Raw genomic sequence first — 13329 nt, forward strand, 5'->3', positions numbered from 1 at the left:
CTCGAGCGGCCGACCGCCCCGAGCGCTTCAGTTCGTCGTTCCTCGCGGTGCTGCCAGTGACGGGCGCCGCGGTCTCCACCGTCGGCCGGGTGATCGGCAGTGAGACGGTGTCGGCCACCGATGACGTCGCGGCACGCCTGGACGAGCTGCAGTTCGATCTGGGCGAGGGGCCCTGCTGGGAGGCCGTCGGGGGTGCGAGCTTCGTCGCCGAACCGGACTTCCGCTCCGACGGGGCACGTCGGTGGCCGCGATTCGTCGCAGCGGCGGCCGCCGGGGACGAGATCGCCTCGATGTTCGCGCTCCCCCTCGCCGTCGGCGACCTGAGGTTCGGAGCAGTCGATCTCTACTCGAGACAGCGTCTCATGCTCGACGACCGCCACATCCGCCAGGCGACGGCGATGGCCGAGATCATCGGGCGCCACGTGCTGCGCGATGCCCTTTCGAACTTCGAAGGGGACGCGGCCGCCGACGCCAAGCCGTACTCGCGCCGTATGGTCCACCAGGCGAGCGGCGTCGTTCTCGCACAGCTGGGCCTCTCGCCGGACGACGCCCTGCTCGTGATCCAGGCCCACGCCTTCGCGACCGGCGAGAGCATGATGCAGGTGTCGAAGGACGTCGTCGCGGGTCGGCTGCGTTTCGTGCGCCAGGCATCCGGAATCGAGGCGACGAGATGACACCGCTCACGCGTGAGGCCCGTCTTCTCGAGACCTTCGCGATCCTGGCCGACACCTTGGTCGACGATTACGACGTCGTGGAACTGCTGCAGACGCTGGTCGACGCGTGCCGTGACCTCTTCGACACGACGGATGCCGGCATCCTGCTGGCCGATTCCACCGGGGTTCTCGAACTGATCGCCTCGACCAGTGAGGCCGCCGAGCTCGTGGAGCTCATGCAACTCGGTGCCGAGGCCGGTCCGTGCGTCGAGAGCTACCGCAGTGGGAACCGCGTTTCACTGCCGGACATCGAGGATGCCCCGGAGACCTGGAGAGCGTTCCAGCAGTCCGCACGAGACAACGGGTTCGCCGCCGTTGAGGCGATCCCGATGCGGCTGCGCGACGTCACGATCGGCACGTTGAACCTGCTGCGATCGACGCCAGGAGCGCCTCCCGAGGAGGATGTGGCCACCGCGCGTGCCTTCGCCGATGTCGCCACGATCGGCATCCTCCACGAACGAAGCCTGCGCGAGTCTGAGATCCTGGCGACGCAGCTGCAGACCGCGCTCAACTCCCGCGTCCTCATCGAGCAGGCCAAAGGGGTCGTCTCCTTCACCGCGGGGGTTCCGGTGCACGAGGCGTTCACACTGATCCGCGCATATGCGCGCGGACGGGGCCTTCACCTCAGCGACGTGGCTGCGCGGCTGGTGAGCCGTGAGCTCCGTCTCGACCCCGACCCGCACTGACTGCGCACCCAGGAACCTCCCGGCTGCGCCGCTGCTTCCCTCCGGTCATTGACGTGGCGTCTCCCGGTTGGGATGCTGACCACGTCACATACGGCGCTGGGGACGAAGGTGATGACCGTGGCGATATCGATTCGTGCCGCTCAGGCGAAGTCGACTGTGGACGTCGTGACGACGTTCCTGGCACGCATCCGTGCCCTCGCGGATGATCCCGGCACGCTGGATCTCACGTTCGGGAACCCGCACGAGATGGCGCTGCCCGGCTTCACCGACGCCGTACGTGCGCAGATCGAGCCCCGATCGGTGGACTGGTTCGGGTACAAGGCCAGCGAGCGCGTGGCGCAGGAGGCGGTCGCCGCCGGACTGAGCGCGGAGCTCGGATTGCCGTTCGAGCCCGAAGACATCGCGATGACGCAGGGGGCGTTCGGTGCGATCTCGCTCGCCTTCGCTCTCTTGACCGATGCCGCGGACGAGGTCGTCATCCCGGCCCCGGGCTGGTTCTGCTACGAGCCGACGCTGCATGCCGTCAACCTCGTCCCCGTACGCGCGGCGCTCGACCCGGCCACTTTCGATCTCGACCTCGACGCCATCGCGGGTGCGATCACTCCGCGCACCAGGATCGTGATCGTCAACTCCCCGGCGAACCCCACCGGTCGCATCTACTCGAAGCAGACGTGGGATGCTCTCGCCGATGTCCTCGAGCGGGCCTCCCACACGCACGGGCGCCGAATCTGGCTGCTCTCCGATGAGCCGTACCGGCGGATCCGCTTCGACGGGCTGGACTTCGCCTCCCCCGCCGCTTCCTACCCGTGGACCGTCATCGATTACAGCTATGGAAAGGTGCTCCTGACACCTGGACAGCGGCTCGGGTATCTTGCGCTGTCCCCTCTCATCCCCACCGACGAGCGCGAAGAATTGCGCGATGCTCTCATGCCCCTCGGGCTCGCGATCGGATGGGGGTTCCCCGATGCTGTCATGCAGTACTCGGTGCCCGCCCTCGAGAAGCTCTCCATCGATCTGGCCGAACTGACACGCAAGCGGGATCGGCTCTACGGTGCGCTGACGGATGCCGGACTCGAGGTGACGCGACCCGAGGGCACCTTCTACCTCTGGGGGCGTGCGCCCGGCGGCGACGCTGTCGCCTTCTGCGACGCGCTCGCGGAGCGCGGCGTCTACGTGATGCCCGGCACGCTGTTCGATCAGCCGCAGCATTTCCGCATCTCGTTGACGGCGACCATGGAGATGATCGAGGCCGCACTCCCCCACCTGCTCGACGTCATCGCCGCGAGCCGCGGCGAGGCCGCGTGACGCGCTGAGGAGGTCAGGCGCGCCCGTCCACGTCGAGCGCCGACTGGATGTCGCGGATGATCGAGCCCAGCACGCCGGATGCCAGCAGCCCGGCTCCCAGCGGACCGGCGGAGTCCTCGCCCAGTGCCGGCAGCTTCCGCAGTGCGGCGACGACGTCGTCCGGCATCCGCTCCACCTGCCACCGCACCTCCGCCCGAGTCGCGTCCGTGCCACCGGGTGCCGCCAGGCCCGCCGCCCTGGCGGCGTAGGCCGCCGCGCCGAGCGCATGCGCGCCCATGTGTGCGACGCCTGCCGCCTGCGCGGCCGCCCGCGCTGCCGCCACCGCCGCTGGATCGCTCACGCCACGGGCCGCGCGGCCGGCGACGAACCTTCGCCGGATCTCGACCGCGGCGGTCAGCTCACCGCGGGCGAACGCGCGCGCCCGGGCGATCGCATCACGCGGCCGCTGGTCACCGGGCACCGCGGTCTCGAAGAGAGGCAGGACGCGCTCGGCACAGTCCGCCGCCCACGCGGCCACCTTGCGGCGATCCGCTTCGCTGAGCGTCTGCGGCGAGCTCACTCGGCGGCTCCTCGCCGGCCGCGACGGAGGGCGCGCGCCCGCGCCTCCTCGTGGGCCGTGCGCAGCAGCAAGATCACCGCGGCCCCTGTCGCGTCGGCCGGGTTCACCACCGACACCCACCCCGCGGCGCCGTAGAGCGGGTGTGCGAAGAACGCATCGGCCTGCGCCGGCACGGCGCCGGAGTCGACGATCTTCGCAGCAAGCTCGCGCCCGACGTGGATGTTCACCCGGAACCGGCCGGCCGTGCCGAGCTCGGACGTCTCGTCGTCGGGATAGTCCTTGGTGATGATCGTCCCGTAGGGCTGGGTCCGTTCCGGCATCATCCCGTCCGGCGCGTAGTAGAAGAACGCGTCGCCCCACGCGAGCTCAGGGTACGGGCCGCTCTCGTCCGGAACGATGACGAGCGCTCCCTCCAGTGATCGGACGGCACCCACGAGTTCTTGAAACTCCATTCCTCCATGGTGGACTTCATGTGCTTATGTGGACTTCGCCCGCGAGAATGCCCGTGAATCGAAGGAGCGGGGATGGCAAACCCTCCAGAGCGGCTGCTGACCACCGCGGCCGTCGGCCGGCTCGTGGGGTACTCGGTCCAGCAGGTGCGCGATCTCGAGCTTCTCGGTGTCATCCCTCGGGCGCAACGCGCGCCGAACGGCTACCGCGGCTACGACGATCGCCACGTGACGGCGCTTCGGGCCTACCGGGCGATCGCGGCGGCGATCGGCCCCGTACCGGCACGGCGGATGTTCCCGACTCTCGTCGCGGGCACCGTGGACGATGCCGCGGAGGCGATCGACGACCTGCACGCCGGGATCGCGCGCGAACGCTCGGACGTCCGACAGGCGCTCCGCGGCCTCGGAGCAGTGCTGGCAGACCCGACCGATGAGTCCGACGAGCGCGACGTCATGGCGATCGGCGAGCTCGCCGAGGCCCTCGGCGTGCGACCGTCCGCTCTGCGGCACTGGGAGGATCAGGGACTCGTCCACCCTGCCCGCGCGCGCGACTCCCGCCGCTACGGCACCCGGGCGATCGCCGAAGCCCGGATCGTATCGGTGCTGCGCGCGGGTGGCTACGGCATACCGCAGATCGCACGGGTGCTCGGTCAGTGGCGCACCCGCGGTCTCACCGCCGAGGCGACGGCGATGCTGCACGCACGCCTCGCGGACCTCACCTGCCGCAGCATCCGCCTGCTCGAGGGGGCGGGCCATCTGCACGCCCTGCTCGACGGGAGTCAGCGCGAGACGACCCGCTGATAACGCTCGAACACCACGCCGTCCGCGAAGGTCCGGGTCTCGATCAGCTTCAGCTCGATGCTTTCGGCGACGGGCGGCAGGAACGGTGTCCCGCCGCCGACCACGATAGGGTTCCGGAACATCCGGAACTCGTCGACCAGTCCGAGTCCGATCGCGGTTGAGGCGAGCCCCGCACCGCCGATCTCGACGTCCTTGTCCGTTGCGGCCTGCGTGGCGGCGACCTCATCGGCGAGGGATCCCGCAGCCAGACGTGCGTTGCCTTCCACGCGATCGAGCGTACGTGTGAAGACCACCTTGGGGATGGCGCTCCACGCATCGGCGAACGCCTCCGCGTCCTCGCTGTCGCGGAGCGCCGGGTCGGTCTCCCACGGCAGCATGGTCTCGTACAGCTTCCTCCCCAGGAGGCAGGCGCCGAGCTCCCGCACCTCGTCGACATGGAACCGGAACTGCTCGTCGCGTGGAGCGCTCCACGCGAACCCTCCCTCACGGTCGGTGATGAATCCGTCGGCGGAGACGCTCATGGAATAGACCAGCATGAGTCAGTCCTACCGCACGTCATCGACAGAGGATGTCACGCGTTCCGACCTCAGCTCCGCAGACCTGACATGGTACGTACGCGAGCGTGGAACTCAGTCCCAGTCGAGGTACTCCTCGATGACGACCGCCGTCTGGATGGGATGCGTGAGCGGGAACAGATGACCCGCGCCGGGAATGCCGGTGACACTGGCGCGATCGCGCGCGGTCGCGTGCAGACGCTCGCCGTTCGCGGGCGGCGTGACGTCGTCGTCGGTTCCCTGGATGATCAGCACGGGGATCGCCGGAGGCAGATCGATCTGCTCGTCCTGCACCCCCAGCAGCAGCACGCCGTTGACCCGACCGGTCTGCTCCGCGGCGAACGCCCGGGCAACGGTGCCACCGAATCCGTGGCCGCCGATCCAGGTGTGATCCAGGCCCAGGTGATCCAGAACGCCCGCGATCGCGCTCACACGCTCGCTGAGACCTTCGCCGTCGCCCGGCAGCTCCGACACGGCCGGGGTGCTGATGCGTACGACGCGGAAACCCGCCTCCTCGGCGAGATAGTGCCCGACGACGCCGAGCGCGTCACGCTCCAGCCCGGGCTCCGGGATCAGCACCAGGGCGACGGGGCCCTCGCCCTCATCGACGTAGCGGATCGCGCGGCCGTCGGGCTCGAAGATCTGGGTTTCGGTCATGACGGAGGATCCTCTCGCGTAGGAACTGATCGGGGGGTGTGCGAGCCCAGGCGGACGGGCCGGTGACGCGGGGTCAGACGTTGAAGCGGAACTCGACCACGTCGCCGTCCTGCATGACGTAGTCCTTGCCCTCGAGGCGGGCCTTCCCCTTCGCACGGGCCTCGACGACCGAGCCGGTCGCGACGAGGTCGTCGAACGAGATCACCTCGGCCTTGATGAAGCCCTTCTCGAAGTCGGTGTGGATGACTCCGGCGGCCTGAGGAGCCTTCCAGCCCTTGCCGATCGTCCATGCGCGGGCTTCTTTCGGCCCGGCCGTCAGATAGGTCTGCAGGCCCAGAGTGTCGAAGCCGATCCGGGCCAGCTGATCGAGACCCGACTCATCCTGACCGGTGGAGGCAAGCAACTCCGCGGCGTCCTCCGGATCGAGGTCGATCAGCTCGGATTCGATCTTCGCGTCGAGGAAGACGGCCTGCGCCGGCGCGACCAGCGCCGCCAATGCCGCCTTGCGCTCGGCATCCGTCAGCACCGCCTCGTCGACGTTGAAGACGAAGATGAAGGGCTTCGCGGTGAACAGGCCCAGCTCACGGATCGGGGCGAGGTCGATTCCCGACGCCGACAGCAGCTCGCCGCGCTGGAGCGCCTCCTGCGCGGCCTGCGCGGTCGCCAGCACGTTGGGGTCGAGCTTCTTGCCCTTGACCTCCTTCTCGTACCGCGTGATCGCCTTCTCGAGGGTCTGGAGGTCGGCGAGCTGGAGCTCCGCGTTGATCGTCTCCATGTCGTTCCGCGGGTTCACCGCGCCCTCGACGTGGACGACGTCGTCGTCGTCGAATCCGCGCACGACCTGGGCGATCGCATCCGCCTCACGAATGTTGGCGAGGAACTGGTTGCCCAGCCCCTCCCCCTCACTGGCGCCTCGCACGATGCCGGCGATATCGACGAACGACACCGCGGCGGGAAGGATCCGCTCGGAGTGGAAGATCTCGGCGAGCTTCGCAAGTCGCGGATCCGGCAGGTTGACCACCCCGATGTTGGGCTCGATCGTCGCGAAGGGATAGTTCGCCGCGAGCACCTGATTCTTGGTCAGGGCGTTGAAGAGGGTCGACTTGCCGACGTTCGGGAGACCGACGATTCCGATGGTGAGAGCCACGGGCATCCAGCCTACCCGCCGCCGAAGCGCGGGCCCGGCCGCTCAGTGCGGATCCACCCGCCACCGCATCAGGACGTTCCCCGACTCCTCCCACACCTGGGTGCCGAGCAGCTTCAACGCGACAGGAGGGCGTGAGTCGAACAGCGGCACGCCCGTTCCGGCAATCAGGGGGAAGGTCACGAGGTGCAGCTCGTCGACCAGCCCCGCGTGCATGAGGTCGTTCCACAGCACACGACCGAGGAGGATCAGGATGCCGCGCCCATTGCCCTGCTTGAGTCCGCGGATCTCGTCACGCGCCTCGGCGATGCGCACGATGCGCGCGTTCTCGTAGGGCGCGAGGTCGTCCTCGGTGATCGTGTCCGACACGACGAGCTTCTCGACGCCGAGGATCAGCTCGGCGAACTCGCGCCGGATGACGGTGGCGGTGCGGTCACCGCGGACTCCGGTCCAGTATTCGAGGTTGCCCAGCGCCGAGCGCCGCCCCGAGAGGACGAGCGTGTCTGATTCCCGCAGCAGTGCCGTGGTGTGGTGATCGAACGAATCGGCGCCGGCGTAGTCCGGATGCTGGTGCTCGAAGAACGACGCGATGTCGTGGCGGTCGTCCTCGTAGCGGCCGTCGACCGTGACGAAGTTGCAGACGGTGAGCGTGCGCATCGCCTCACGCTAGCCGGATCGGCGAGGGGGATCCACGGACAACGCCGACGCGGTCGCGGTCATCGTCAGCCGCGGATGCCGCGATAGGCCCGTGTCACATAAGGAATGTCGACGACCTCCGCGCCGGACTCGTCACGGCGTCGCTGCGCATCGAACAGCTCTCCCACGGCTGCCAGTATCCGCGCGCGTTCCTCGGTCGTCGCCGTGATGATGTAGCTGCGCGACGACACCATGTCGAGGAACGGCGCCCGCGTGAGCGTGCGCGTCCAGTGCCACCGGTGCTCTTCGAGAGGGCCGATCGGCGCCGCGACCTGCGCGCCGCCGTCGGCGAGCATCGTCTCTGCGTGACTGCCGTGCATCACGCGAGTGAGCTCAGCGATCCACGGGACGGCCTCGTCACGGATGTTCCACACGAGCCCCAGGACGCCTCCGGCCCGCAGCACGCGCCCGGCCTCCTGGGACGCGGCGGCCACGTCGACCCAGTGCCACGCCTGGCCGAGGAGCACCGCGTCGAGCGACGCGTCGGGCAGCGGCATCCGCTCGGCCGTTCCCACGAAGGTGGGCACGCCGTGGACGTGCTCGCGCAACTCGGCGAGCATGCCGGAGTCGGGGTCGATCGCGACGACGTCTGCACCAGCCTCGACGATCGTGCGGGTGAGCTTGCCGGTTCCGGCGCCGACATCCGCGACGCGTAGCGCGCGATCGTGCTGCCGGACCGGCGCGAGCATCCAATCCACCGCTTCTCGCGGATAATCCGGCCGGCCCGACTCATAAGCCCCGGCCACAGCGCCGAACGACACCGACATCTCTTCGTGGCTGCTCATACCCCGAGCCTATGACGCCCCCGCCTGGCCGCGCCGAGCACGGCGCGCCTGACGCGGCGATCCCCGACGCCGGGTGAGTCTGAGGGGGTGCCTCTGGATTTCACCGCGATCGACTTCGAGACGGCGAACTCCAGCAGCGCCTCCGCCTGCGCCGTCGGGCTCGTTCGCGTGCGCGACGGCGAAGTGGTCGACAAGACCGGGTGGCTGATCCGGCCGCCGGCCGGACACGACGTGTTTTTCGAACTGAACACGCGCATCCACGGCATCCGTGCCGAGGACGTCGTCCACGCGCCGACGTGGACCCAGCAACTCGGCGCCCTCACCGCATTCGCCGGCGACGACGTGCTGGTCGCCCACAACGCCGGCTTCGACATGGCGGTCATCAAGCGCGCCTGCGACGCCACCGGCGACGACTGCCCGCCCTACCGCTACGCCTGCAGTCTTCAGGTGGCCCGCAAGGTGTATCAGCTGGACTCCTATCGCCTGCCCTTCGTCGCCGCCGAGGCGGGCTTTCCCGACTTCCCCCATCACAACGCCACGGCGGACGCCCTCGCCTGTGCCCACGTCATGATCGACGCGGCGCGCCGCCTGGGCGCCGATGACGTCGACGCGCTCGTCCACGCTGCCGGTGTGCGCGTCTCGCAGATCCTCATCGCCGAGACGCCGGCGATCTCGTTCGCCGTCGCCTGACCAAGACCTGGCCCGCTCAGAGCGGCATCGGGTCGGGCTCACCCCTCCGGGGCGCGGTACTTGTTCTCTGGTTCCCAGACGATGTCGGCGGTCTCATCCAGCTCCGCCGACACCGCGCCGCTCGTCGGTCAGCACGATAGCGGAGCGCCGAGCACCGCCGGCGAGCGAGTGGCAAGCCGTGCGAGGCGCCGTCGGGCGCGCCACCGACCCGATGTCGGGGGTCGCAGGCACCCTGGGTCTATGGACGGCCTCCTCATGTCGATGCTCGCGATCGCGACGCTCGTTCTCGGCGCGCTGGCAGGCTGGGCGGCCGGACTCGCCCGAGGCGCGGCACGCGCCGTCCGTGAGACGGCGGACCTGCGCGCGCAGCTGGCCGCGTCCGAAGCAGCACATCGGGGCGTGCAGGCGCAGCTGGACCATCAGCACTCGCTGTACCGCGAGCTGGCGTCTCAGGCTCGACACGACCAGGCCGCCCGCGAGGAGCGCGAGCGTCGCGAGCAGTCGGTGCTGCGCGCGCTGGCACCCGTGCAAGAGACACTCGCCGCGATGCACCACAAGGTCGACGAGCTCGAACGCGACCGGCACACCCAGTTCGGCACGCTGGCAGAGCAGCTGCGCCGCGCCCACGAGTCCGACGAGGCGCTGCGCGCCACCACCGAATCCCTCGCCGGAGCGCTGCGCTCCGGCGCGACACGGGGCGTCTGGGGAGAGACGCAGCTGCGCCGCGTCGTCGAAGCGGCGGGTCTGACCCACCACGTCGACTTCGACCTGCAGGCATCCATCACCTCCGATGCGGGAGACGGACGCCCCGACATGGTGATCCGCCTGCCCGGCGACAAGGCGATCGCCGTCGACGCCAAGGTCCCGCTCGACGCCTACCTCGAAGCCAGCGCGATCCCGTTCACGGCGCAGGGTCCGGAGGCGGCCCGCCGCACCGCCCTGCTCGGCAAGCACGTGAAGGCCGTCCGCTCGCACGTGGACGCCCTCGCGCGCAAGACGTACTGGGCCGGGCTGTCGTCGAGCCCCGAATTCGTCGTGTGCTTCGTGCCCAGCGAATCTCTGCTGGCCGCCGCGCTCGAGGCCGACCCGTCGCTGCTGGACTATGCGTTCAGCAAACGGGTCGCCCTCGCGTCGCCGGTGAACCTGTGGGCGGTGTTGAAGACCGTCGCCTTCACGTGGACCCAGCAGGACGTCTCGCAAGAGGCGCGCACCCTGTTCGAGCTGGGCAACCAGCTCTATGAGCGGCTGGGCTCGCTAGCCTCCCACGCCGACGACCTGAGGCGTGCGATCGAGCGGACCGTCGACAGCTACAACCGCTTCGCCGGCTCTCTCGAGACCCGCGTGCTGGTGAGCGCCCGCAAGTTCCCGGGCATCGACGCGACCAAGCTCGACGCCGTGAGCGAGCCGGCGCCGATCGAGAAGGCACCACGCCGCCTCACGGCTCCCGAGATGCTCGACCCCGCGCTCGAAGAACCCGCACGTGATCAGCCGTCGCGTGATCACGCACTGGGCGAGCCGATGCCCACCTCGATCGCGGAGCTCGGCGACGTGCGCGCTCGCATTGGCGACGCGAACGGGTAGCCGCGAGAGGTCAGGCGCCGCCGGGGACGAAGCTGAGCAGGACGATCACCGCGGCCGAGACGCCGACGAACGCGCCGACCATCCACCACGCGCTGAGCTCGTGACCCTCTTCGCGCCGCACGCGCAGGAGCACGTCAGGACGCCGGGCGGGATCCACGGCGTTCTTCACGACCGCGTTCTGAACGACGGCATGAGCGCCGGTCTGGGGCGAGGACTTGCCCACCGTTGCAGACATCGACAACCCCCTACGGACTGGGAAACAACGAAGTGTCCCCCTCGACACGTCTCCGATTCTGCCAGACATCCCTCCGCATCAGCGTCACGAAACGGTCACACCGGTCCCATGAGTCCCCACAGTCCCATGAAACACGGCAGTCCCATGAGGGTCCTCACATGCGCGTCGCCCGACGTCCGCAAGACTGCGCCGGGTCAGAGCCACTTCGAGATGAGGTGTTCCGATGTGATCCGGCGCAGTGTGCCGGACGCCCCGCGCAGCACCACACTCTCGGTGTAGACGTACCCGCCCTCGCGACGCACCCCTGCCACCAGCTGGCCGTCGGTCACTCCCGTCGCGACGAAGATCGTGTTGCTCCCCCGCACGAGCTCGTCCGCTTCATAGACGGTGCCGTCCAGCTTGAGGCCGGCGTCGATGCCCTTCTGCTTCTCGTCGTCGTCCCGCGGCCACAGGCGTCCCTGGATGTGCCCGCCGAGCGCCTTGATCGCGCATGCCGTCACGATCCCCTCCGGGCTGCCACCGATGCCGACGCACATGTCGGTACGCGCGTTGTGGCGCGCCGCGTTGATGCCGCCGGCCACGTCGCCGTCGCTCATGAGACGCGTGCCGGCTCCCGCCTCACGGATCTCGGCGATCAGCTTCTCGTGGCGCGGACGGTGCAGCACTGAGACGACGATCTCGTCGACGGGCTTGCCGAGGGCCTTCGCCAGCCTCCGGATGTTCTCGCCGATGGGCAGCCGAATATCGACGACCCCCACGCCAGCGGGACCTGTCACCAGCTTGTCCATGTAGAACACGCTCGAGGCGTCCAGCATCGTGCCGTGGTCCGAGACGGCGATCACCGACAGCGCGTTGTTGCGACCGGCCGCCGTCAGCGATGTGCCGTCGATCGGATCCACCGCAACATCGGCCTGCGGCCCGCGACCGTTGCCGACACGCTCCCCGTTGAAGAGCATGGGCGCCTCGTCCTTCTCGCCCTCGCCGATGACGATCGTGCCGTCGAAGTTGACCGTGGTGAAGAACGCCCGCATCGCGTCGACGGCCGCACCGTCCGCGGCCTCCTTGTCACCCCGGCCGATGAACGGGACGGCCCGGATCGCTGCCGCCTCCGTGGCACGGACCAGCTCGAGAGCGAGGTTGCGGTCGGGTTGCAGGGGACTCATGTCCGCGGTCAGGCTCACCATGTCGGTCAGCCTAGCCAGCATGCACCCGCACGACTCGAGCTTTCGGCCCGCACGCGACGAAGGAATCGCACTTCTTTCGCGGATGACAGGACCGCCGACTCCGCGCCCACTTCACACACCGGCGGCCGGTCCGGTGACCCCGGCTTCGCTAGGCTTCTTCGTGAAGCTCGTCCCGATAGAAACAGAACTAGGGAGCACTCATGCCCGTCGCCACCCCGGAGCAGTACGCCGACATGCTGGACCGCGCGAAGGCCGGTGGCTTCGCGTATCCCGCCATCAACGTCTCGAGCTCGCAGACCATCAACGCGGTCCTCCAGGGGCTGACCGAAGCAGGATCCGACGGCATCCTCCAGGTCACCACCGGCGGCGCGGATTACTTCGCCGGCCACACCGTCAAGGCCCGGGCAGCCGGCGCCCTCGCGTTCGCGAAGTTCGCCACCGAGGTCGCCAAGAACTACCCGATCACGGTCGCTCTGCACACCGACCACTGCCCCAAGGAGGCCCTCCCCGGCTTCGTGCTGCCCCTCATCGAGGCGTCGGAGGAAGAGGTCAAGGCCGGTCGCAACCCGATCTTCCAGTCGCACATGTGGGACGGCTCGGCCGTGCCCCTCGACGAGAACATCGAGATCGCCAAGGAGCTGCTCCCCCGCCTCCGCAACATCAACGGCATCCTCGAGGTCGAGATCGGCGTCGTTGGCGGCGAAGAGGACGGCGTCCAGCACGAGGGCTCGAACGACGCACTGTACACGACCGTCGCCGACGTCACGAAGGCGGTCGAGGCGCTCGGTCTCGGCGAGAACGGCCGCTACATCTCAGCCCTTACCTTCGGCAACGTGCACGGCGTCTACAAGCCCGGCAACGTCAAGCTGCGTCCCGAACTGCTCGGCGAGATCCAGGAGGGCATCGCTGCCAAGTTCGGAACCGGACCCAAGCCTCTCGACCTCGTCTTCCACGGCGGCAGCGGCTCGACTGACGACGAGATCGCGCTCGCGGTGGCCAACGGCGTCGTGAAGATGAACATCGACACCGACACGCAGTACGCCTTCACCCGCTCGATCGCCGGCTACATGTTCTCGAATTACGACGGCGTGCTGAAGGTCGACGGCGAGGTCGGCAACAAGAAGCAGTACGACCCGCGCGCGTGGGGCAAGATCGCCGAGTCGGCGATGGCCGTCCGCGTCGTCGAGGCGACGAAGCAGCTGGGCTCGCACGGCAAGAGCCTCGCCGCGAACTGACTCAGAAGAACGGATGCCGCGCCACCGAGCCCCTGAAGGGCCAGGTGCCGCGGCA

Annotated in this window: 16 protein-coding genes; 7 read left to right on the forward strand and 9 right to left on the reverse strand. The window is 69.0% G+C overall.

Annotation, left to right across the window (positions count from 1 at the left end; genetic code table 11):
• Positions 1-56 precede the first annotated feature (56 nt).
• From ACLKM7_RS00190 to ACLKM7_RS00200, 3 genes are all read left to right on the forward strand, one after another.
• Positions 57-674, forward strand: a complete 618-nt coding sequence (locus ACLKM7_RS00190; RefSeq protein WP_436444991.1) for a GAF and ANTAR domain-containing protein — start codon at positions 57-59, stop codon at positions 672-674.
• Entirely contained in the window at positions 671-1399 is a 729-nt protein-coding gene (locus tag ACLKM7_RS00195) for a GAF and ANTAR domain-containing protein (RefSeq protein WP_436444992.1), read from the forward strand. Before ACLKM7_RS00190 ends, ACLKM7_RS00195 begins: the two co-directional genes overlap by 4 nt.
• A gap of 111 nt (positions 1400-1510) precedes the next feature.
• Positions 1511-2704 (forward strand): aminotransferase class I/II-fold pyridoxal phosphate-dependent enzyme, encoded by a 1194-nt coding sequence (locus tag ACLKM7_RS00200; RefSeq protein WP_436444993.1) that lies wholly within the window; start codon positions 1511-1513, stop codon positions 2702-2704.
• Between the two features lie 13 nt (positions 2705-2717).
• On the opposite strand, the gene ACLKM7_RS00205 is transcribed toward ACLKM7_RS00200, so the two are convergent.
• Complete coding sequence (locus tag ACLKM7_RS00205; protein WP_436444994.1) at positions 2718-3263, reverse strand: putative immunity protein; 546 nt, start codon at positions 3261-3263, stop codon at positions 2718-2720.
• Positions 3260-3715 (reverse strand): DUF6194 family protein, encoded by a 456-nt coding sequence (locus ACLKM7_RS00210; RefSeq protein ID WP_436444995.1) that lies wholly within the window; start codon positions 3713-3715, stop codon positions 3260-3262. Before ACLKM7_RS00210 ends, ACLKM7_RS00205 begins: the two co-directional genes overlap by 4 nt.
• Positions 3716-3787: 72 nt before the next feature.
• Here ACLKM7_RS00210 and ACLKM7_RS00215 point away from each other — a divergent pair, with 72 nt between their 5' ends.
• Positions 3788-4513, forward strand: a complete 726-nt coding sequence (locus ACLKM7_RS00215) for a MerR family transcriptional regulator (RefSeq protein ID WP_436444996.1) — start codon at positions 3788-3790, stop codon at positions 4511-4513.
• Here the strand turns inward: ACLKM7_RS00215 and ACLKM7_RS00220 are convergent.
• The 5 genes from ACLKM7_RS00220 to ACLKM7_RS00240 all read right to left on the reverse strand — a co-directional run bounded on the left by ACLKM7_RS00220 (position 4492) and on the right by ACLKM7_RS00240 (position 8349).
• Entirely contained in the window at positions 4492-5049 is a 558-nt protein-coding gene (locus ACLKM7_RS00220) for a dihydrofolate reductase family protein (protein WP_436444997.1), read from the reverse strand. The genes ACLKM7_RS00215 and ACLKM7_RS00220 overlap by 22 nt on opposite strands.
• Before the next feature lie 93 nt (positions 5050-5142).
• A complete protein-coding gene (locus tag ACLKM7_RS00225) occupies positions 5143-5724 on the reverse strand; it encodes an alpha/beta fold hydrolase (protein WP_436444998.1) in 582 nt (193 codons plus the stop codon).
• Positions 5725-5797: 73 nt separating this feature from the next.
• Positions 5798-6871 (reverse strand): redox-regulated ATPase YchF, encoded by a 1074-nt coding sequence (gene ychF, locus ACLKM7_RS00230; RefSeq protein ID WP_436444999.1) that lies wholly within the window; start codon positions 6869-6871, stop codon positions 5798-5800.
• Positions 6872-6913: 42 nt separating this feature from the next.
• Positions 6914-7525 carry a dihydrofolate reductase family protein gene (locus ACLKM7_RS00235; protein ID WP_436445000.1) on the reverse strand — a complete coding sequence of 204 codons (612 nt, stop codon included), beginning with the start codon at positions 7523-7525 and terminating at the stop codon, positions 6914-6916.
• A 65-nt stretch (positions 7526-7590) separates the two neighbouring features.
• On the reverse strand, positions 7591-8349 hold the full coding sequence (locus ACLKM7_RS00240; RefSeq protein WP_436445001.1) for a class I SAM-dependent methyltransferase: 759 nt from the start codon (positions 8347-8349) through the stop codon (positions 7591-7593).
• A gap of 87 nt (positions 8350-8436) precedes the next feature.
• On the opposite strand from ACLKM7_RS00240, the gene ACLKM7_RS00245 reads away from it, so the two are divergent.
• Both ACLKM7_RS00245 and ACLKM7_RS00250 read left to right on the forward strand, forming a co-directional pair.
• A complete protein-coding gene (locus ACLKM7_RS00245) occupies positions 8437-9039 on the forward strand; it encodes an exonuclease domain-containing protein (protein ID WP_436445002.1) in 603 nt (200 codons plus the stop codon).
• 240 nt (positions 9040-9279) lie between these two features.
• The gene (locus tag ACLKM7_RS00250) at positions 9280-10620 is read left to right on the forward strand and encodes a DNA recombination protein RmuC (protein WP_436445003.1); all 1341 of its coding nucleotides are present in this window, start codon (positions 9280-9282) and stop codon (positions 10618-10620) included.
• A 10-nt stretch (positions 10621-10630) separates the two neighbouring features.
• On the opposite strand, the gene ACLKM7_RS00255 is transcribed toward ACLKM7_RS00250, so the two are convergent.
• The gene (locus tag ACLKM7_RS00255) at positions 10631-10855 is read right to left on the reverse strand and encodes a UDP-N-acetylmuramyl pentapeptide phosphotransferase (RefSeq protein ID WP_168910802.1); all 225 of its coding nucleotides are present in this window, start codon (positions 10853-10855) and stop codon (positions 10631-10633) included.
• A 194-nt stretch (positions 10856-11049) separates the two neighbouring features.
• Positions 11050-12039, reverse strand: coding sequence for a class II fructose-bisphosphatase (glpX, locus tag ACLKM7_RS00260; protein WP_436445004.1), 990 nt, complete (start codon positions 12037-12039; stop codon positions 11050-11052).
• A gap of 200 nt (positions 12040-12239) precedes the next feature.
• Between glpX and fbaA the strand changes: the two genes are divergently transcribed.
• The gene (fbaA, locus tag ACLKM7_RS00265) at positions 12240-13274 is read left to right on the forward strand and encodes a class II fructose-bisphosphate aldolase (RefSeq protein ID WP_436445005.1); all 1035 of its coding nucleotides are present in this window, start codon (positions 12240-12242) and stop codon (positions 13272-13274) included.
• The last annotated feature ends 55 nt before the right edge of the window (positions 13275-13329 follow it).

Source organism: Microbacterium sp. I2 (assembly GCF_051364985.1).
Taxonomy (GTDB): Bacteria; Actinomycetota; Actinomycetes; order Actinomycetales; family Microbacteriaceae; genus Microbacterium.

What these genes read in the sequence shown, in the direction of transcription:
- ACLKM7_RS00195 (WP_436444992.1), top strand. Translation starts at nt 671, where the DNA reads ATGACACCGCTCACGCGTGAGGCCCGTCTTCTCGAGACCTTCGCGATC.
- fbaA (WP_436445005.1), top strand. Translation starts at nt 12,240, where the DNA reads ATGCCCGTCGCCACCCCGGAGCAGTACGCCGACATGCTGGACCGCGCG.
- ACLKM7_RS00235 (WP_436445000.1), bottom strand. Translation starts at nt 7,525, where the DNA reads ATGCGCACGCTCACCGTCTGCAACTTCGTCACGGTCGACGGCCGCTAC.
- ACLKM7_RS00255 (WP_168910802.1), bottom strand. Translation starts at nt 10,855, where the DNA reads ATGTCTGCAACGGTGGGCAAGTCCTCGCCCCAGACCGGCGCTCATGCC.
- ACLKM7_RS00215 (WP_436444996.1), top strand. Translation starts at nt 3,788, where the DNA reads ATGGCAAACCCTCCAGAGCGGCTGCTGACCACCGCGGCCGTCGGCCGG.
- glpX (WP_436445004.1), bottom strand. Translation starts at nt 12,039, where the DNA reads ATGGTGAGCCTGACCGCGGACATGAGTCCCCTGCAACCCGACCGCAAC.
- ACLKM7_RS00240 (WP_436445001.1), bottom strand. Translation starts at nt 8,349, where the DNA reads ATGAGCAGCCACGAAGAGATGTCGGTGTCGTTCGGCGCTGTGGCCGGG.
- ACLKM7_RS00250 (WP_436445003.1), top strand. Translation starts at nt 9,280, where the DNA reads ATGGACGGCCTCCTCATGTCGATGCTCGCGATCGCGACGCTCGTTCTC.
- ACLKM7_RS00225 (WP_436444998.1), bottom strand. Translation starts at nt 5,724, where the DNA reads ATGACCGAAACCCAGATCTTCGAGCCCGACGGCCGCGCGATCCGCTAC.
- ACLKM7_RS00200 (WP_436444993.1), top strand. Translation starts at nt 1,511, where the DNA reads ATGACCGTGGCGATATCGATTCGTGCCGCTCAGGCGAAGTCGACTGTG.
- ACLKM7_RS00210 (WP_436444995.1), bottom strand. Translation starts at nt 3,715, where the DNA reads ATGGAGTTTCAAGAACTCGTGGGTGCCGTCCGATCACTGGAGGGAGCG.
- ACLKM7_RS00220 (WP_436444997.1), bottom strand. Translation starts at nt 5,049, where the DNA reads ATGCTGGTCTATTCCATGAGCGTCTCCGCCGACGGATTCATCACCGAC.